The organism is Kitasatospora sp. NPDC058063, assembly GCF_042885395.1.
Classification (GTDB): domain Bacteria; phylum Actinomycetota; class Actinomycetes; order Streptomycetales; family Streptomycetaceae; genus Kitasatospora; species Kitasatospora lactacystinica.
Genome location: NZ_JBHVSD010000008.1, coordinates 17,325 through 34,281, shown reverse-complemented (window position 1 = coordinate 34,281; position 16,957 = coordinate 17,325). Strand labels below are relative to the sequence as shown.

20 protein-coding genes are annotated in these 16,957 nt (G+C 74.0%); 8 read left to right on the top strand and 12 right to left on the bottom strand.

Annotated elements, in window-relative coordinates; all coding sequences use genetic code 11:
• Nucleotides 1-176: 176 nt before the first annotated feature.
• Nucleotides 177-911, bottom strand: a complete 735-nt coding sequence (locus ACFVUY_RS15440) for an alpha/beta fold hydrolase (protein ID WP_387730123.1) — start codon at nt 909-911, stop codon at nt 177-179.
• 296 nt (nt 912-1,207) lie between these two features.
• Here ACFVUY_RS15440 and ACFVUY_RS15435 point away from each other — a divergent pair, with 296 nt between their 5' ends.
• Nucleotides 1,208-2,170, top strand: coding sequence for a helix-turn-helix transcriptional regulator (locus ACFVUY_RS15435; protein ID WP_387692803.1), 963 nt, complete (start codon nt 1,208-1,210; stop codon nt 2,168-2,170).
• Between the two features lie 87 nt (nt 2,171-2,257).
• Here the strand turns inward: ACFVUY_RS15435 and ACFVUY_RS15430 are convergent, their stop codons facing one another.
• A complete protein-coding gene (locus tag ACFVUY_RS15430) occupies nt 2,258-2,647 on the bottom strand; it encodes a thioredoxin family protein (protein ID WP_387692801.1) in 390 nt (129 codons plus the stop codon).
• Between the two features lie 196 nt (nt 2,648-2,843).
• Here ACFVUY_RS15430 and ACFVUY_RS15425 point away from each other — a divergent pair, with 196 nt between their 5' ends.
• The 3 genes from ACFVUY_RS15425 to ACFVUY_RS15415 are packed head-to-tail and all read left to right on the top strand — an operon-like array spanning nt 2,844 to nt 4,747.
• Nucleotides 2,844-3,401, top strand: a complete 558-nt coding sequence (locus ACFVUY_RS15425) for a hypothetical protein (RefSeq protein ID WP_387730120.1) — start codon at nt 2,844-2,846, stop codon at nt 3,399-3,401.
• 33 nt (nt 3,402-3,434) lie between these two features.
• Nucleotides 3,435-4,007 (top strand): sigma-70 family RNA polymerase sigma factor, encoded by a 573-nt coding sequence (locus ACFVUY_RS15420; protein ID WP_387692797.1) that lies wholly within the window; start codon nt 3,435-3,437, stop codon nt 4,005-4,007.
• The gene (locus ACFVUY_RS15415) at nt 4,004-4,747 is read left to right on the top strand and encodes an anti-sigma factor family protein (protein WP_387730117.1); all 744 of its coding nucleotides are present in this window, start codon (nt 4,004-4,006) and stop codon (nt 4,745-4,747) included. Before ACFVUY_RS15420 ends, ACFVUY_RS15415 begins: the two co-directional genes overlap by 4 nt.
• On the opposite strand, the gene ACFVUY_RS15410 is transcribed toward ACFVUY_RS15415, so the two are convergent.
• From ACFVUY_RS15410 to ACFVUY_RS15395, 4 genes are all read right to left on the bottom strand, one after another.
• On the bottom strand, nt 4,715-5,446 hold the full coding sequence (locus ACFVUY_RS15410; RefSeq protein ID WP_387730114.1) for a hypothetical protein: 732 nt from the start codon (nt 5,444-5,446) through the stop codon (nt 4,715-4,717). The genes ACFVUY_RS15415 and ACFVUY_RS15410 overlap by 33 nt on opposite strands.
• Nucleotides 5,443-6,090, bottom strand: a complete 648-nt coding sequence (locus ACFVUY_RS15405; RefSeq protein WP_387730111.1) for a hypothetical protein — start codon at nt 6,088-6,090, stop codon at nt 5,443-5,445. The genes ACFVUY_RS15410 and ACFVUY_RS15405 overlap by 4 nt, the downstream gene beginning before the upstream one ends.
• A gap of 170 nt (nt 6,091-6,260) precedes the next feature.
• A complete protein-coding gene (locus tag ACFVUY_RS15400) occupies nt 6,261-6,773 on the bottom strand; it encodes a DUF1990 family protein (protein WP_387692789.1) in 513 nt (170 codons plus the stop codon).
• Complete coding sequence (locus ACFVUY_RS15395) at nt 6,770-7,663, bottom strand: YndJ family protein (RefSeq protein WP_387730108.1); 894 nt, start codon at nt 7,661-7,663, stop codon at nt 6,770-6,772. The genes ACFVUY_RS15400 and ACFVUY_RS15395 overlap by 4 nt, the downstream gene beginning before the upstream one ends.
• Nucleotides 7,664-7,830: 167 nt before the next feature.
• On the opposite strand from ACFVUY_RS15395, the gene ACFVUY_RS15390 reads away from it, so the two are divergent.
• On the top strand, nt 7,831-8,100 hold the full coding sequence (locus ACFVUY_RS15390; RefSeq protein ID WP_359900185.1) for a DUF1876 domain-containing protein: 270 nt from the start codon (nt 7,831-7,833) through the stop codon (nt 8,098-8,100).
• Nucleotides 8,101-8,289: 189 nt separating this feature from the next.
• Here ACFVUY_RS15390 and ACFVUY_RS15385 read toward each other — a convergent pair whose 3' ends face one another.
• The 4 genes from ACFVUY_RS15385 to ACFVUY_RS15370 form a co-directional block, all read right to left on the bottom strand.
• The gene (locus ACFVUY_RS15385) at nt 8,290-8,730 is read right to left on the bottom strand and encodes a PPOX class F420-dependent oxidoreductase (RefSeq protein ID WP_387692784.1); all 441 of its coding nucleotides are present in this window, start codon (nt 8,728-8,730) and stop codon (nt 8,290-8,292) included.
• A gap of 30 nt (nt 8,731-8,760) precedes the next feature.
• Nucleotides 8,761-10,371 (bottom strand): cytochrome bc complex cytochrome b subunit, encoded by a 1,611-nt coding sequence (locus ACFVUY_RS15380; protein ID WP_387730105.1) that lies wholly within the window; start codon nt 10,369-10,371, stop codon nt 8,761-8,763.
• A gap of 273 nt (nt 10,372-10,644) precedes the next feature.
• On the bottom strand, nt 10,645-12,171 hold the full coding sequence (locus ACFVUY_RS15375) for an MFS transporter (protein ID WP_387692781.1): 1,527 nt from the start codon (nt 12,169-12,171) through the stop codon (nt 10,645-10,647).
• Nucleotides 12,172-12,318: 147 nt separating this feature from the next.
• Nucleotides 12,319-12,996, bottom strand: a complete 678-nt coding sequence (locus ACFVUY_RS15370; protein ID WP_387692779.1) for a TetR/AcrR family transcriptional regulator — start codon at nt 12,994-12,996, stop codon at nt 12,319-12,321.
• A 216-nt stretch (nt 12,997-13,212) separates the two neighbouring features.
• Here ACFVUY_RS15370 and ACFVUY_RS15365 point away from each other — a divergent pair, with 216 nt between their 5' ends.
• The gene (locus ACFVUY_RS15365) at nt 13,213-13,794 is read left to right on the top strand and encodes a Uma2 family endonuclease (RefSeq protein WP_387730102.1); all 582 of its coding nucleotides are present in this window, start codon (nt 13,213-13,215) and stop codon (nt 13,792-13,794) included.
• Between the two features lie 122 nt (nt 13,795-13,916).
• The gene (locus tag ACFVUY_RS15360; RefSeq protein ID WP_387692775.1) at nt 13,917-14,705 is read left to right on the top strand and encodes a VOC family protein; all 789 of its coding nucleotides are present in this window, start codon (nt 13,917-13,919) and stop codon (nt 14,703-14,705) included.
• Between the two features lie 85 nt (nt 14,706-14,790).
• Here ACFVUY_RS15360 and ACFVUY_RS15355 read toward each other — a convergent pair whose 3' ends face one another.
• The gene (locus ACFVUY_RS15355) at nt 14,791-15,249 is read right to left on the bottom strand and encodes a hemerythrin domain-containing protein (protein ID WP_387692773.1); all 459 of its coding nucleotides are present in this window, start codon (nt 15,247-15,249) and stop codon (nt 14,791-14,793) included.
• Between the two features lie 172 nt (nt 15,250-15,421).
• A complete protein-coding gene (locus ACFVUY_RS15350; RefSeq protein ID WP_387730099.1) occupies nt 15,422-16,018 on the bottom strand; it encodes a TIGR03086 family metal-binding protein in 597 nt (198 codons plus the stop codon).
• A gap of 210 nt (nt 16,019-16,228) precedes the next feature.
• On the opposite strand from ACFVUY_RS15350, the gene ACFVUY_RS15345 reads away from it, so the two are divergent.
• Nucleotides 16,229-16,798, top strand: a complete 570-nt coding sequence (locus ACFVUY_RS15345) for a DoxX family protein (protein WP_387692769.1) — start codon at nt 16,229-16,231, stop codon at nt 16,796-16,798.
• The last annotated feature ends 159 nt before the right edge of the window (nt 16,799-16,957 follow it).

The window sequence follows — 16,957 nt, the reverse complement described above, 5'->3', positions numbered from 1 at the left end:
TGCTCGCTCCTCGCTCGGGTACGGCGTGGGCCCCATCCTGCCGGTCCGGGCGCGGTTGCGCGACGGTCGGACACGCCGAGGGCGCCGTGGGGCACACCGTCGGGCGCGGACGGGACAGCCCGGCGGCCCGGCCCGGCCCGGCGCCGGACGGAACGGGCCGGGCCGGGCCGACGGACTCAGAGCGCGGCCAGCTCCGCCAGCAGGGCCGCCGTGTCGGCCGGACGGGAGAACATCGGCCAGTGCCCGGTGGGCAGTTCGCGCAGCTCCCAGTTCGGGCCGGACATCCCGGCGAAGTACGGGTGCCCGGCGGCGATCAGCTCGCGCACCTGGGAGAGCGGGAAGGAGCAGGAGACCAGCGCCTGCGGCAGCGCGGCCCCGGCGCCGGTCAGCCGCAGCCGGTCCCGGAACGCCCCGGCCGGCTGCGCGGTGGCGCGGGAGCGGATGCGCGCGAGGGCGGCCCCGTCCAGTCCCGCCACGCTGGTGCCGTGCTCGGCCAGGTACTCCCAGGACGGCATCGGGAGACGGTCGTCGACCAGCGAGGCCTCGGCCGTCCGCCGGTAGCCGGGCTCCCAGAGGTCCTGGACCGCGGAGCCGTCGATCAGCGGGCCGCTGTCCAGGTAGACCACCCGGCGGATCCGCTCCGGCATCCGGTCCGCGAGCCCGCCCGCCGGGGCGCAGGCGCCGCTGTGCGCGACCAGGACGACGTCCGACAGGTCCTCCCGGACCAGCAGTGCGGCGAGGTCGGCGATGTGGTCCTCCAGCCCGAACTCGCCCGTCTCGACGGCGCGTTCGGCCACTCCGGGCAGGCTGACGGCGTACACGCGGTGCCCGGCCGCGCGCAGCGGCTCGGCCACCTCGTCCCAGGCCCAGGCGCCGATCCAGAATCCGGGGACCAGTACGAACGTGCTCATGGCGGATCGCTCCTTCGTCGTTGGGAATGCCGGGGGAGGCCTCGACGGGCCGGAGGCGTCGAGGGGCCCGTGGGAGGGCTTCGCCGCGGTGGGGCCTCCTCCACCGCCGACTCTAGGATCGGATCCGGACAGAAGTCGCCCGCATTTCCTCCGCGTCGTCCCCGCGCGTCCGGAGGGTGTCCGGACGGCGTCCGGAAGGGGTCCGCGGAAGAGGCGTCCGCAAGGGCGGCCCGGAGGCGGCGAGGAGTCGGTTCGGAGTCGGTACGGAACTGGCGGGGAGACGGGAGGAACGCACGGTGGAGCACCCGGTCAGCCGTGTCCTCGCCCTGCTGGAACTGCTCCAGGACCGCCCCGGCCTGACCGGCGCCGAACTGGCCGCCCGGCTCGACGTGGACGAGCGCACCGTCCGCCGCTACGCCTCTCGGCTGGCCGAGCTCGGCATCCCCGTCCAGGCCGACCGGGGCCGCTACGGGGGCTACCGTCTGCGGCCCGGCTACCGGCTGCCGCCGCTGATGCTCAACCCGGAGGAGGCCGTCTCCGTCGTGCTCGGCCTGCTGGCCGGCCGCAGCTCCGGCCTGTCGGTGGGGGAGGAGGCCACCGGGACCGCCCTCGCCAAGATCCAGCGGGTGCTCCCGCCCTCGCTGCGCGACCGGGTCTCCGCCGTCGAGCAGACCCTCGGCCTCACCGCCGTCCCGGCCACCGGCCCGGGCCCGGCCGCCGCAGCGCTGTTCACCCTGGCCGAGGCGGCCCGCCGGCGGCGCCGGGTGCGGCTCGCCTACCGGGACCGCGAGGACCGGCCCAGTGAGCGCGAGTTCGACCCGTACGGGCTGGTCTTCCACTCCGGGCGCTGGTACACCACCGGCCTCGACCACCGGAGCGGCGAGCCGCGCACCTTCCGGCTGGACCGGATCACCCGGGTCGAGCAGGGCGAGGCGGGCTTCGAGCCGCCCGAGGACTTCGACCCGGTCCAGCGGGTGGTGGAGTCACTGGCCGGCGCGCCCTGGCGGCACCGGGTGGAGGTGGAGCTGGGGGTCGGCCTCGCCGAGGCCCGCCGCCGGCTTCCGCCCGCCGTCGGCACGCTCACCGAACTCGCCGAGGACCGCGTGCTGCTGCGGGCCCGGGCGCAGAACCTCGACGGCCTCGCGGTGCTGCTGGCCGGCCTGGGGTGGCCGTTCACCGTCCGGGAGCCCGCCGCGCTGCGCGCCGAGGTGCGGGCGCTCGCGGACCGGCTCGCCGCCTGGGGCGCCGAACCGGCCTGAGCGGCCGCGGCCGGGTACGGCGAGGGCCCGGGGAGACGGTGCTCCCCGGGCCCTCGGGCGTCCGGACCGGGCCCGGCCGGGTCCGGATCAGGCCTGGCCGCCGGCCGCGCTCTCCTCGGCGACCTTGCGCTTCACATCGGCCATGTCCAGGTTGCGGGCCTGGTTGATCAGGTCCTCGAACACCGTCTCCGGCAGGGCGCCGGGCTGCGAGAAGACGAGTACGCCCTCGCGGATGATCGCCAGCGTCGGGATCGACTGGACCTCGAACGCGGCGGCCAGCTCGTGCTGCGCCTCGGTGTCCACCTTGGCGAAGACCAGGTCGGGGTGGCGCTCGGCCGCCTTCTCGAACACCGGGGCGAACTGGCGGCACGGCCCGCACCACCCGGCCCAGAAGTCGATGAAGACGAAGTCCTTGCCCTCCGGGCCCGGGACGATGTCGTCGAAGTTCTCCTTGGTCAGCTCGACCGTGCTGCTCATCTCGTGATTCCTTCCCTTCCGGAGGTGGCGGCTCAGACCGTCGCCCGGCACAACGGTGCCGGTCGGCGGCGTATTCCGGGGGAGTCGCGGGGGAGCGCGGGGAACTCCCGGCGCCGGGGTTGAGCACTCGGCGGCCACCACCCGTACAGAGGGGTGTCCGGTCCGCCCCGACCCCTTCCCCCGCGGGAGGCACCCCATGCCCACCACACTCCGCACCCGCCGGACCCTGGCCCTGACCGCCTCCGGCATCGCGGCCGCCGCCCTGATCGCCGGCTGCGGGTCGTCCGGCGGCTCGTCGCACCCGTCGAGCAGCCCGAGCGCCCCGGCGAGCGCCACCATGCAGACCGCCCAGGACCCGAAGCTGGGCACGATCGTCACCGACAGCGCCGGCTTCACGCTCTACCGCTTCGACCAGGACCGGAACAGCCCGCCGGAGTCCTCCTGCAACGGCAGCTGCGCCGTCATCTGGCCGCCCGAGCACGCCAACGGCAACGTCACGGTGAAGGGCATCGACAGCAAGCTGGTCGGCACCGTCACCCGCGCCGACGGCACCGAGCAGGTCACCCTGAACGGCTGGCCGGCCTACCGCTACTCGCCGGACACCAAGCCCGGAGACACCAAGGGCCAGGGCGTCGGCGGCACCTGGTTCGCGCTGACCCCGAGCGGCGGCAGGGCGGGCACCGCGGCCGGTTCCCCGCAGATGCCCGGCACCCCGGCGCCCAGCACGCCGGCGCCCAGCACCCCGGGCTACTGACCGGTCCCGACCGTCCTCGACCGGGAGGCCCGGGTGCGCAACGATGAAGTGGTGACCGAGGAGCACCCCGGCGGACGCACCGGCGGCCGCGGTACGGGGGCGCCGGACGAGGAGCTGATGCGCGCCCTCTACCGGGAGCACGCCGGTCCGCTGTTCGGGTTCGTGCTCCACCTGGTCGCCGGGGACCGGCAGCGGGCCGAGGACGTGGTGCAGGAGACGCTGGTCCGCGCCTGGCGCAACATCCACCGGCTCGACCCGGAGGCCCGCTCACTGCGGCCCTGGCTGGTCACGGTCGCCCGGCGGATCGTGATCGACGGCCACCGCAGCGCCATGGCCCGGCCGCGGGAGGTGGACGCCGCGGTGCTGGAGCAGCTGCCCGCCGAGGACGAGATCGACCGGGCCCTGCGGATGATGACCGTCGCGGACGCACTGGCCGACCTCTCGCCCGCGCACCGGGAGATCATCGTCGAGACCTGCCTGAAGGGCCGCACGGCCGTCGAGGCGGCCGCCGAACTCGGCATCCCGGCCGGGACGGTGCGCTCGCGGGTGTTCTACGCGCTGCGCTCGCTCAGGCTCGCGCTGGAGGAACGGGGAGTGACATCGTGACCGGACACCCCGACCCGGACCCCGACCGGACCCCCGCCGGCGGGCCGGAGCACGCGGACGTCGGCGCGTACGTCCTCGGCCTGCTGGAGCCCGCCGAGCAGACCGCCTTCGAACTGCACCTCGCCGACTGCCCGCAGTGCGCCGAACAGGTGGCTGAACTCGGCCCCGTGGAGCCGATGCTGGCCGAGTACGCGGCCACCGCGCGGGCGGCCGGAACGGACCCGGCCGGCCCCGCCCCGCAACCGGACCCGCGGCTGCTGGACCGCCTGGTCGCCGAGGTCGGCAGCACCCGGCGGCGGGGTCGGATCCGGCGGCTGGTGCTGGCCCTGGCCGCGACCGCGATGGTGGCGGCCGGCCCCGCCGTCACCGCCGCGGTGCTCACCGCCGAGCACGCGCCGCCCGCCGTGGTCGCGATGGCCGAGCAGTTCAGCGCCACCGACCCGAGCACCGGCGCGCACGCCACCGTCGGCCTGGACGGCGCCGCCTGGGGCACCCGGGTGAGCCTGCAACTCTCAGGCGTCCAAGGTCCGTTGACGTGCCGACTGGTCGCGGTCTCGCGCACCGGCGAGCAGCAGACGGTCACCAGCTGGTCCGTCCCCGCGAGCGGCTACGGGGGCGGGGACGGCACCGTGCGCACCACCGGCGGGGCGGCCCTCCAGCCCGGGGACATCGACCACTTCGAGGTCCGGGTCCAGGACAGCGGCGCGCTACTGGTCGCGGTCCCGGCGCACCACACCTGACTCCAGGTCGACCGTGTACGACTCCAGCCGCTCCACCCGGGCCGTGCCCCGCACACCCGGCCAGTGCGGGCTCGGCTCGCCGGTGCCGGTCATGTGCTCCCGCTGCCAGGTCCGGCTCCAGCCGACCCGCAGCGCGGGCTCGAAGCTGTGCCACCGCCCGCAGCCACAGGGGGTCAGCACCCGGGCGCAGCCGCGGCACAGCTCGGCGCGGCCGTGCCCGGTCGGGATCCCCACCGGTGTGCCCTGCTCCCCGCAGGCCGGGCAGCCGGGCAGCTCGGCGCCGTCCAGCAGCGCGTTCTGCCGCCGGACGTAGTCGGGCAGCCGCAACGGCGGGTGCAGGAACGGGTCATGGTCCCAGGCCGCGTTCGGCGATCCCCACCAGCGCTGGTGCCACCACGCCGTCTCCGGCGCCCGCCGCCGCCCGGCCCGCTTCTGCACCCGGCGCCGCGCCGCGTACTCCTCGGCCCGGGCCCGCCACAGCTCGCGCGCCTCGTGCAGTTCGTCCACCGCGCGGACCAGCGACTCCGGGTCGGTCTCCAGGAAGCGCGGCACCCGGGCGCTGACGGTGAGGTGGTGGTACGTCGCCCGCAGGCCGTACGGCGCGAAGCGGGTCAGGCAGGTGCGCAGCGCGCTGTGCCGCCGGTACGGCGGGAGCGAGGTGTCGTGCACCCGGGCCCGGTGGGTGTGGAAGCTGGTCATGACGCGGGCTCCGGGGCCGGCTCCAGGTCCAGGGCCCGGGCGAGCGCGGCGGTGACGGCGGCGGCGTGCTCGGGCAGCTGCTGTCCGGCCCAGCCGGTGGCCAGGGCGAGGAAGTCCCGCAGGTCCCGTTCGGCCCCGGCGAGCAGCCGGCGCAGCTCGTCCACCGGCAGCTCGATCACCGGGTCCTCTCCGCTCTCGGCGTCCCGGGTCAGCCGGACGACCCGGCCGACGCACTCGGCCCGGGCGTCGGGGTCGTGCCCGAACCAGGCCGTGCCGGAGCCGTCCGTGACGTTCAGCCACTCGCGCCAGTCCTCCAGGCCGTTGCAGCAGCCCGGTTCGAAGACGGCGCCGGTGACGGAGTCGGTCACCACCAGGCCGCCGGGGGCGTACGGGTGCGACTCGGTGAGCAGCCCGTGCAGGAAGCCGCCCAGCGGGTCCGCCGGGCGCGGCCCGCGCTCCTCGGCCTGCTCGGACTCGGGCTCGACGTCGTTGCAGTCGGCCAGCCGCCACACCGCCGTACCGACCTCGGCCGGCGTCAGCCGCCCGTTCAGCGTGAGGCTCCCGTACGGCTCGGGGCTGCCCGTCGGCCAGAGCGCGAAGCCGTCGGGGGCGAAGATCTCCAGGACCGGTCGTATCGACATCATCCGCCGATCATCCCGAACGGACCACCGCCCCGACGAGCGGATTTACGCCCCCACCGACCCACCCGACCACCGTCCGGTCGGCCGGTCGGCCGGCCCGCGCCGTGTTCCGGGTCGGTGCGCGTGCGCGGTGGTGGGTGAAGGTGCGTCGGGTGAGTGGGGGCGGCCGGTGCTCAGCCGGCCCGGGCCGCGATCCGGGTCAGGACGCGGCCGCAGTGGCGGGCGAAGGCGCGTTGGGCGAGGGGGAGCAGGGGGCCGGCGAGCCGGGCGTACCGGGCGACCGGTCGGCTGAAGGCGGTGACGGAGAACCGGACCCCGCCGTCCGGGGTCAGCTCGACCAGGAAGGTCTCCTCGCCCCGGGCCAGGTGCCCGGTCCTGGTCCCGTAGGTGAAGCCGTACCGGTCCGGGCCGTCGACCGCGGCCAGCACCCGGTTGGGGGCGCCGGCCCGCAGCGGGCCGAGGCCGATGGCGCACCGCACGGCGACGCCGGGGGCGGCCCGGTCGGCCGCCGCGTCGATCCGGACGCCCGCGAGCCGGTGCATCCGCCAGTCGAGCAGGGCGGCGCCGGCGGCCTCCAGCGCGGGGCGGCCGTGGCCGATGAGTGCGCTGTGCCGCAGGTGGTTGTAGCCGGCGGGCAGCTCGCCGGTGCGGCTGGCGCCCTGCTCGGGGTAGCTGTAGTCGTTCATCGAGCGCTCTCCGTTGCGTCGGCGGCGGTCCGGGCCACGGCGGTCCGGCCCGCGGCAGTCCGATCAGCCGCGATCCGGCGCCAGGCGAGCAGGGCGCAGAGTGCGAAGCCGAGCGCGTTGCCGACGCCGTGGGTGGCGGCCATCCAGGTCAGGGTCGGGTGGGGGAGTCCGGCGGCCCGGCCGAGTGCCCACCAGAGGGCGAGCAGCATGGTGAGCGCGAGGACGGCCGAGGAGGCGGCGAGCAGCCGGGCGGTGACGGGATCGCCGCTGCGGGGCCGCAGTTCGCGCCAGGTGACCAGGCCGACCAGCCACATTCCGGTGGTCAGTACGGCGGCCCCGGCGAACTGCCACCAGTTGCCGAGGAAGTATCCGGCCAGCACCAGCAGGGTGCCCGCCGGGACACTGAGCGCCGCGCAGCGGGCCGCGGCCGAGTCCGGACGGGCGGCGCGGCAGACCAGTCCGGCGACCAGGGCGGCGGTGAACCCGGCGTAGTGGAAGTGCGGCACGGTGAGCGCCAGGATGTGCGCTTCGAAGCCGAACAGCGGGTACCCGGAGCGTTCGGCGACGAGGGCGACCCCGGCCACCGAGGGCGCGGCGAGCGCGGTGAGCACCGCGACCTCTGCGGGCGCGAGCGAGCGGGTGCGGGCCAGCCGCAGCGGCGCGTGCAGGGCGACGGCCAGGGTGCCGAGCGCGTAGAGCAGGGCGCAGCCGGTGGCCGGACCGCCGCGGGGCAGCCAGAGCGAGAGCGCGCCGGGTACGGCGGCGAGCGGCCAGAGCCGGCGGATCCGGCTGAACCCGGGCTCGTCGACGAGGGCGAGGCCGAGCGGGACGACGGCGCCCATGCCGAGCAGGATCAGCAGGTCGACCAGCTCCGTGGTGCCCTTTCCCATCGCGGGCACACCTCCTTGAACGTGTTCAAATGGCTTGCGCCGCCGACTCTACGCGGCCGAGTTGAACGCGTTCAACTCGGCCGCGGATGCTGCCCCCGTCGGGCTGGCCTGGTGTTCACGGTGGGTGCGGCGCACTCTGGAGGAGTAACCGATGGAGGTGATCCGCCATGCAGACTCTGGTCGGTTGGCACATCGAGATGGAGTTCCGCGAAGAGGGACCGCGGACCAGCGCCGCCGCGCTGCTGCGGCTCGGCGACGGGAGCGAACTGCGCGCCCACGGCTACAGCAGCCGCCACCCCTCCGACCCGGAACAGCTGAGGGTCGGTGAGGAGATCGCGGGAGCCCGCGCGCTCAACGAGCTCGCCTCGCAGCTGCTCACCAAGGCCCACGGCGAGATCCAGGAGGTCAGCCCGGTCCCGACGCACCCGCTGTCCTGACGTCCGGCCCGCGGGCCCCGGGCCCGTCCCGGCGTCCCCGACGCCCCGCCCGCCGCCGTGACCTCCCACCCGCCGTCGTGAACGGCTTCGGAAGCGCCGAGCGCCGGGGCCGCCCTTCTCGGGGCCCCGGCACTCCGTGGGGAATCGGCGGCCCGTCAGTCGACGCGCTCCGTCAGCCGACGCGGTCCGTCAGTTGACGCAGTAGCCGCTCGGCGGCTGCCAGTCCGGACCGACCAGCCGCTGTTCCAGTTCGTTCAGCGTGATCCGGATGCCGACCGTCCCGGCCAGCCCCACCCGGAACCGGCTGCGGGCCAGCACGACCAGCGCCGTCAGGCCGTACTTGTTGATCAGCGAGGTGCGGTAGCGGGCGGTGTCGTCGGCGTCGCAGAGCCGCGCCCGGGCGGGGACCGGGCGGCCGGTGGGGCGCCCGTGGGCGTCGCAGGGGCCGATCAGCACCCGGGGGTGGCGGCGGATCCGTTCGGCCTCGCCGGAGTGGGCCGGGGCCCAGACCCCGAGGGCCGTGCCGTCGGGCACCACCCAGAGCTGCGATTCCATCCGGCTGCCGTCCTCGTCGAAGGTGGTGAGCAGGAGGTACTTGCTGTCGGCGAGCCGGTCGGTTCGGTGGTGCACCTGTCCTCCCTGTGCCATCGGGGGTGCGGGTCAGTGCCCGTGGCCCTCGGTGATCTCGCGGAACTCCTCGGCGGTGGGCTTGGGGATCCGGCTGCCCTCGCCGTGGAACCCGCGGGAGAGCCGGGTCCGGGTGCGGGTGAGCACATCGGCCGGGCGGGCCACTCCATTCTCGTCCACCGGGGCGGGCAGTTCGAGGGGGCGGGGCTGTTCGTGCGCCGTGAGCCGGTGCAGTTCCCGCGGCGAGAGCCGGGCGTGCACCTCGGTGAACTCGCCGTGCGGCAGGCGCTTGACGACGCCGGTCTCGCGCCCGTGCAGCACCTTGTCGAGGTCCCGGCGCTGGAGGCCCAGGCACCAGCGCTTGGTGATGACGAAGACGGCGACCGGGACGGCGAAGAAGCCGACGCGGGCGGCGTAGGTGATGGAGTTGAGCGACAGGTGCAGGTGGGTGGCGATCAGGTCGTTGCCGCCGGCCACCAGCGCCACCAGGTAGACGCTGATCCAGGCGGCGCCGAGCGCGGTGCGGACGGGCGCGTTGCGCGGCCGGTCGAGCAGGTGGTGCTCCCGCTTGTCGTCGGTCGCCCAGCCCTCCAGGAACGGGTAGGCGGCGATGGCGCCCAGGACCAGCGGGAACAGCGCGAACGGGATGAGCACCCCGAGATTGAGGGTGTGCCCCCACAGCCCGACCTCCCAGCCGGGCATGATCCGGATCAGGCCTTCGGCGAAGCCCATGTACCAGTCGGGCTGGGCGTCGGTGGAGACCTGGTCCGGCCGGTACGGGCCGTACGCCCAGATCGGGTTGACGGTCGCGATCGCGGCCATCAGCGCGATGATGCCGAACACCAGGAAGAAGAACCCGCCGGCCTTGGCCAGGTAGACCGGCATCAGCGGCATGCCGACGACGTTCTTCTCGGTCCTGCCGGGGCCCGCCCACTGGGTGTGCTTGTGGTGGAAGACCAGGATCAGGTGCGCCACCAGCAGGCCGAGCATGATGCCCGGGATCAGCAGCACGTGGATGGTGAAGAAGCGCGGCACGATGTCGTGGCCGGGGAACTCGCCCCCGAACAGGAACATCTGGATGTACGTGCCGACCAGCGGGACGGCGAGGATCGATCCCTCGATGAACCGGATGCCGGTGCCGGAGAGCAGGTCGTCCGGGAGCGAGTAGCCGAAGAAGCCGTCCAGCATGCCGAGGAAGAGCAGCAGGAAGCCGAAGACCCAGTTGATCTCGCGCGGCTTGCGGAACGCGCCGGTGAAGAACACCCGCATCATGTGGACGAACATGGCGGCGACGAAGACGATCGCCGCCCAGTGGTGGATCTGGCGGATCAGCAGTCCGCCGCGGACCTCGAAGCTGATGTCCACCGTGGAGGCGTAGGCCTCCGACATCGGGACGCCCTTGAGCGGGACGTACGAGCCCGCGTAGACCACCTCGCCCATGCTGGGCTTGAAGAACAGCGTCAGCCAGACACCGGTCAGGATGATGATCAGGAAGGTGTAGAGGCAGATCTCGCCCAGCATGAAGGACCAGTGGTCCGGGAAGATCTTCCGCAGGTTCGCCCTGGCCAGGGAGTGGATCCCCAGCCGGCCGTCCGCCCAGTCGGCGGCCCGCTGCCCCCGCCCAGGGCTCTGATTCCGGGTCATGTGCACGCACCTCGGTCCGAAGGAAACGGGGAGGAGTCCCCGATTCGCACTGAGGGCCACCATAATCGGGGAGTGATCCCCACTTCCACCCCGGGGTCCTCGGCGGCTCCCCGGAGTCCTTCGGGGCTTCGGCCCCGGCCCCCGGCCCCTTGGCTCCGCGGCCCCCCGGTCCCCTGGTCCCCTGGCTCCGCGGCCCCGAACGGCGAGCGGCCCGCCCGGTGTCCTCCAGGACACCGGACGGGCCGCGTACGCACCCGAGCAAACCCCCGGCCGTCAGTGCACCAGCACCGGCACCTCGTTCTCCTTCGCCGCGCCCGTGTCCGAGCCCGCCGCGGCACCCGGCCGGCCGGCGTTGACGAAGGTGAAGGCGACCGCGGCGGCCGCCACCAGGATCCCGAAGGACACCCAGATCGCGGTCGAGAAGCCGTGCACCATGCCCTGGAACTGGAACGCCTTGGCGGCCTCCGGCGAGGTGGCCGCCGCGGTGGCGTGCGCGGCCAGCCACCCGGTGGTCGCGCTGGCCGCGATGGTGTTCAGCAGCGCGGTGCCGATGGCGCCGCCGACCTGCTGCGAGGTGTTGACCATGGCCGAGGCCACGCCCGCGTCGCGCGGCTGGACGCCGTGGGTGGCGAGGCTCATGGCCGGCATGAACGCGGTGCCCATGCCGAGGCCCATCAGGACCAGGCCGGGCAGGATCAGCGCCGGGTACGAGGTGTCCACGCCGATGTGGGCCAGCAGGAACATGCCGGCCGAGGCGACCAGGAAGCCGGGCGCCATCAGGTAGCGCGCGGGGACCCTGGTCATCAGCCGGGCGCCGATCTGGGTCGAGCCGGTGATCATGCCCGCCACCATCGGCAGGAAGGCGACGCCGGTCAGCACCGGGCTGTAGCCGAGCACGATCTGCAGGTAGTAGGTCAGGAAGAGGAACAGACCGAACATGCCGATCACGGCCATGCCCAGCGACAGGTACACCCCACCGCGGTTGCGGTCGAGCACCACGCGCAGCGGCAGCAGCGGGGCCTTGACCCGGCGCTCCACCAGCACGAAGGCGGTCAGCAGCACGGCGGCCGCGACGAACAGCCCGATGGTGCTGCCGGACGACCAGCCGTCGGACTCGGCGCGGGTGAAGCCGTAGACCAGCGCGACCAGGCCGGTGGTCACCAGCAGCACGCCGGGGACGTCCAGCCGGTTGCGGTTGCGGCCCTCGGCGGGCTCGCGGATCACCAGCACGGCGCCCACGGCGGCCACGATGGCGAACGGGATGTTGACGAAGAAGGTCCAGCGCCAGTTCATGTACTCGGTGAGCAGGCCGCCGAGGATCAGACCGATGGCGCCGCCGCCACCGGCGATCGCGCCGTAGATGCCGAAGGCCTTGGCGCGCTCACGCGCCTCGGTGAAGCTCACCGCGAGCAGCGACAGCGCGGCCGGCGCGAGCAGCGCGCCGAACACGCCCTGGAGCGCGCGGGCGCCGAGCAGCATCGCGGTGTTGGCCGCGGCGCCGCCGAGCGCGGAGGCGAGGGCGAAGCCGGTCAGGCCGACGATGAAGGTCCGCTTGCGGCCCCAGAGGTCCGCGATCCGGCCGCCGAACAGCAGCAGGCCGCCGAAGGCCAGCGCGTAGGCGGTGATCACCCACTGGCGGTTTCCGTCGGAGATGCCCAGGTCGCGCTGCGCGGACGGCAGGGCGATGTTCACGATGGTGGCGTCGAGGACGACCATCAGCTGGGCGAGGCCGATGAATATCAGCGCCTTCCAGCGCCGGGGATCGGGCAGCGTCGCCGGTCGGGCGTCGGTTTGTGACATGGGGGTACTCACTTCACGGTGCGTGTGGTGTGCGTGAACGGTCGAGTGCCGTACGGGAACGGCGGGTTGCCGCACCGGGAAGGTGCGGTGAAAGGGTGTGCCCGGGCGCGACAGGGCGCCGTCGGGCGGTCGGTACTGGTGGTCGGGTCAGTTCTGGGGCTGGAAGTCCTCGAAGGTCGCTGCCCGGCCGGGCAGCACCGAAGCGGCCGGCGCGCGCAGGCCGTCCAGGAAGATCTGCAGGTGCCGGTGGACGAAGTCGTCGAGCAGTCGGCAGGCGGTGTTCGGCAGTGGCCGGGTCAGCTGGCTCATCGCGATGAACAGGTCACCGTGGTCAACGTCCGACCGTAGCTCGCCCGCGGCCCGGGCGCGCTCCATCAGCCCGCCCACGGCGGCCTGCAGGCGCTCCCGGATCTCGGCCAACTCCGGGTCGAACGGGTCGACATGGTTGCTGAACAGGGTGCAGAGACCGCCGACCTTCTCCCCGACGGACGCGTGCGCGAACCGCTGGAGGGCGTCGAACGGGCCGCCGCCGTCAGGAGCGTCCGCCTCGGCCGTCGCCGTCTCGGCGAGGGCCAGGATGCGGTTCTTGACGAGCACCGCCACCTCGTGGATCAGCGCCACCCGGTCCGGGAAGTTCCGGTACAGCGTGGCATTGCCGACCCCCGCCCGCTTCGCGATCTCGTCCAGCGGTGCGTCCGCACCGTGCTCGACGAACGCGTCCCGGGCCGCCAGCACGATCCGCTCCCGGTTCCGGCTCGCGTCCGCACGCAACTTCGGCGTACGCGCGCTCCCGGCGGGACGGACCGACTCGGCGGTGGTGGTCACGACGACTGCTCCTCATCAGGATACCGGGGAAATTCTCCCCGCTTCTTCCAACGTACTCGCAAACGGGGAATCCGTCCCCGGAATTTCCGCCCTCCATGTGACCTGCGTCACGCCCGGGTACCTGGACCGGCTGGGCTGCGATCTGTGCCGAGCGGCCCGTAACCACCCGCCGGGGACCTCGTTGACCCGAAGGGTGTCCAGGAGAAGGAGGGGCCCGTGGCTGCGATCTCCGAGCGCCCGCAGATGCTGCCCGAGCAGTTCGAGGAGTTCGCCCGTCACCTGGGTCGGACGGTCGAGGGCATCCGGCTGGAGCTCCTCAAGGGGAAGTTGGGGATCAAACCCGCGCCGGATGGCGACCACGGCATGATCATCGAGTGGTTGACGCGGGTCTGCGTGCAGTCGCGGCCCGAGCTGTGGATGTACGACCACGGTCTGCAGGTTCAGTCGTGCCGAGACGGGCGTGCGCATCCGGACGGCACACTCGCTCCGCACGGCACCGTCGCGGGGCAGGGGGAGTGGGCCAACGCGGATGGCGTCCTGATGGTCGCGGAGGTCACCTCCTACGACTCCGACGCCGACCGTCGTGCTCGCGTGGAGAAGTCCCGGGTCTACGCCGAGAGCGGTATCCCCGTCTACCTGCTGATCGACCGGGACAGCGCCGAGGCGAGGGTGTTCAGCCGGCCCGACGGCGTCCGCTACGAGACGGTCCACACCCTCCCCTTCGGCAAGGCCGTCCAGCTGCCCGACCCGGTGGGCATCTCCCTGGACACCGAGCCCCTCAAGAACTGGGTGCGCTGATCCCGGGCATGGCGTCCCCGGGGCGGTGCGGGTGGCGGCCTAGGCTGTGGGCGTCCCGGGCGGCCGGTGGGTCGTCGGAGCCGGGAGGGGCCCGGCGGTCGGGTGGGCAGAGGAGGTTCGCGATGGGCAGCGGTGAGACGGCCGCCAGGGTGCGCTGTGTGGCGGCCGTACCGTGCTGGGTGAGCCTGATGGCCCGGGACCTGGACGATGCCGAGGAGTTCTACGGGCCCCTGCTCGACTGGGAGTTCGAGCCCGGGCCGGACCGCTTCGGCCCGTACGTGCACGCGGTGACCGGCGGGGAGGCGGTGGCCGGACTGAGCGTGGCCGGCTTCGGGGCGATCCCGGTCGCGTGGACCAGCTACTTCGGGACGGAGAGCGCCGACGCCGCCGCCGACGCGGTGCGCGAGCGCGGCGCGACGCTGGCGGTCGGCCCGCTGACCTTCGACGCCGGGCGGGTGGCCTTCGCGGCGGACCCGGCGGGCGCGGTGTTCGGCATCTGGGAGGGCCCGCCGGGCCGGGCCCGGAAGCTGGACGTGCCCGGCGCGCCGGTCTGGATCGAGCTGCGCACCCCGGACCCGTTCGCGGCGGCACTGTTCTACGGCGAGGTGTTCCGCTGGGACGGCCGGGACCCGGAGCGCTTCGACGTCCGCTGGGAGCACGACCGGGTGGTGCTGCGCGCCGAGGGCCACAGCGTCGCGGCGCTGGCCAAGGAGCAGGCGGGCGGCCCGGCCGGGATGCCGCCGCACTGGGAGGTGTCCTTCGCCGTCCCGGACACCGACCGGGCGCTGGCCCGGGCCGTGGAGCTGGGCGGCGGTGCGCTCGGGCCGGTCTTCGACTCCCCGTACGGGCGGGTGGCCCGGCTGCGGGACCGCGAGGGCGCCCGGTTCGCGGTGATCGGCCCGAAGGACTGACCGGAGCCGGGGAGCCGATCGGTCCGGGGGACTGACCGGCCAGGAGAACCGACCGGCCCGGGGCGCCGATCGACCCGGGGCCTGATCAGCCCGGGGCGTCCAGCTCGGCCCGGTCCGCCCGCAGCCGGTCGCCCAGGGCGGTGCGGGCCGCCGCCGGCAGGGCTTGGCGGGCGGCCGGGAAGAGCTGCTCCTCCTCGTCGCGCAGATGCCGTCGCAGGGTTTCGGCGAGGCCGCGCAGCAGGGTGCCGAGGGCCGGGTCGGCGGGGCCGAGCCCCTGGAGGTCGGCGAGGTACTGCCCGATCGCCAGGTGGTCGTGGATGCTGCGGAAGACCAGCGCCCCGCCGTCGGGCACGTCGTGCTGCACCACGGGGAAGAGGTGTTCCTCCTCGGCGGCGCAGTGGGTGAACAGCAGGTCGGTCAGCCGGGCGATCAGCTCGCCGCGCCCGGGGTCGTCGGCCGGTGCGGACTCGATCCGGTCGAGCAGCTCGATCGCCGCCCGGTGGTCGGCGGTGAACTCGCCGAGGATGTCAGGCCTGCGGCTCATGGCCCGCCCGCCTCTCGCACGGAAGACTTCCCCCGTCGCCTTCCAGTATCCGGCGTCGGCCCGTTCACCCGGAGGCGCGCCCGTCACGCGCGGGCGCGGCCGGTCACCCTCCGTCGTGCAGTCCGGTCACCCTCCGTGTCGCCGCCCGGTCACACTGCGCGCCGCCGCCCGGTCACCGGCCGTTCTGCCGCCCGGCGAGGGCGAGCAGCCGGGTCTGCGGTCCGGCGTCCTCGGGTACCGGCACCGGCGGGTCGAAGAGCCCGCTGCCGGAGAGGTCCCCGTACCCGGCGAACTCGCCGAGCGCGAACCCGACGAGCCCGTCCGGGAGCCGGGTGAGCCGTCCGATGCCTTCGGCGAGGTCCCAGGAGTGGATCACCAGGTCGGTGGTGAGCTGGTCCAGGTAGTACTGGCCGGAGGTGTCGCCGAAGGAGAGGTGGACGGTCAGCTCGGTGGCGCCGGGGACGGCCCAGGCCTCCCGGGCGGCCTCGGCGGCGTCGCTCCAGGCGGTGACCGGGTCGTCGCCGAGCACGTCGCCGTCGAAGCGTCCGCCGACCTCGCCGACGGTGGCGCCCATCAGCAGTTCGGGTACCCAGAGCTGCTCGCCGGTGAGGTGGTTGACCAGGTCGCGGACGGACCAGTCGCTGCACGGTGTGGGGGAGTCCCACTGGCCAGGGGTGATGAGCCGGACGCGCTCGCCGAAGGCGTCCAGCGCCTCGGGGTACGGGGTGCCGGTCCGCGCCTCCCGTCGGTGGTGCCTGTGTTGAGCCATGCCTCCACCCTCTCCGGCCCGGACGGGCTCCGCGAGTCGCCGACGATCCGTCAGTTGTTCAAATTCGAACTTCGCGGTACGGTCGAAGAGCGGCGGTTCAAATTTGAACAACGGCCCCGGGTGACGACCCCTGCCCGCCGCACCACCACAACCCGTGACCACGTCCGGCCGCGCCGGACGACGACCGAACCCCGATCGATGGAGACGCGCATGCCGAGCAGCAGCCCGAGCACGACCGCCGCCACCACCACCGTCAGCCCGGCCCGGGACACCGCCGGGCCCGCGACGACCTCCCCGCACGCCTACGACGCCGGACTCCTGCTCCTGCGCCTGGCCCTCGGCCTGACCATGGCCGCGCACGGCAGCCAGAAGCTGTTCGGCTGGTTCGGCGGCGGCGGGATCGACGGCACCGGTCAGTTCTTCACCATGAGCGGCTACCCGGCCGGCGACGCCATGGCCGTGGTGGCCGGCCTCACCGAGACGCTGGGCGGACTCGCCCTCGCCGTCGGCCTGCTGACCCCGCTGGCGGGCGCCGCGATCGTCGGCACGATGGTCAACGCGATCGCCGTCACCTGGGGCGGCGGCTTCTTCGCCCCGAAGGGCAGCGAGTACGAGCTGCTGCTGACCGCGGGCGCCGCGGCACTCGCCCTGACCGGCCCCGGCCGCTACGCCGTGGACCGCTTCCTGCCGGTGCTGCGGGCGCACCGCCTGGCGTACGGCGTGGCCGCCGTCGTGGTCGGCCTGGTGACGGCGGGAGTGATCCTGCTGCTCCGCAAGTAGATGCTCCGCAAGTAGCCGCTCCGGGAGGGGCGGCCGGGAATTCCCGGAATCCCCTCCTTCGCAAGCGGAAAGGGCACGGTGACGACTCGTCGCCGTGCCCTTTCCGCTGTCGTGGATGGGTGGACCTTGGGTAAAGGCCTTCACAATATTGTGTGATGT

Coding starts and splice junctions, on each gene's coding strand:
- ACFVUY_RS15440 (WP_387730123.1), bottom strand. CDS start 911: ATGAGCACGTTCGTACTGGTCCCCGGATTCTGGATCGGCGCCTGGGCC.
- ACFVUY_RS15430 (WP_387692801.1), bottom strand. CDS start 2,647: ATGAGCAGCACGGTCGAGCTGACCAAGGAGAACTTCGACGACATCGTC.
- ACFVUY_RS15425 (WP_387730120.1), top strand. CDS start 2,844: ATGCCCACCACACTCCGCACCCGCCGGACCCTGGCCCTGACCGCCTCC.
- ACFVUY_RS15410 (WP_387730114.1), bottom strand. CDS start 5,446: ATGACCAGCTTCCACACCCACCGGGCCCGGGTGCACGACACCTCGCTC.
- ACFVUY_RS15405 (WP_387730111.1), bottom strand. CDS start 6,090: ATGATGTCGATACGACCGGTCCTGGAGATCTTCGCCCCCGACGGCTTC.
- ACFVUY_RS15400 (WP_387692789.1), bottom strand. CDS start 6,773: ATGAACGACTACAGCTACCCCGAGCAGGGCGCCAGCCGCACCGGCGAG.
- ACFVUY_RS15395 (WP_387730108.1), bottom strand. CDS start 7,663: ATGGGAAAGGGCACCACGGAGCTGGTCGACCTGCTGATCCTGCTCGGC.
- ACFVUY_RS15390 (WP_359900185.1), top strand. CDS start 7,831: ATGCAGACTCTGGTCGGTTGGCACATCGAGATGGAGTTCCGCGAAGAG.
- ACFVUY_RS15380 (WP_387730105.1), bottom strand. CDS start 10,371: ATGACCCGGAATCAGAGCCCTGGGCGGGGGCAGCGGGCCGCCGACTGG.
- ACFVUY_RS15375 (WP_387692781.1), bottom strand. CDS start 12,171: ATGTCACAAACCGACGCCCGACCGGCGACGCTGCCCGATCCCCGGCGC.
- ACFVUY_RS15360 (WP_387692775.1), top strand. CDS start 13,917: ATGGGCAGCGGTGAGACGGCCGCCAGGGTGCGCTGTGTGGCGGCCGTA.
- ACFVUY_RS15355 (WP_387692773.1), bottom strand. CDS start 15,249: ATGAGCCGCAGGCCTGACATCCTCGGCGAGTTCACCGCCGACCACCGG.
- ACFVUY_RS15350 (WP_387730099.1), bottom strand. CDS start 16,018: ATGGCTCAACACAGGCACCACCGACGGGAGGCGCGGACCGGCACCCCG.
- ACFVUY_RS15345 (WP_387692769.1), top strand. CDS start 16,229: ATGCCGAGCAGCAGCCCGAGCACGACCGCCGCCACCACCACCGTCAGC.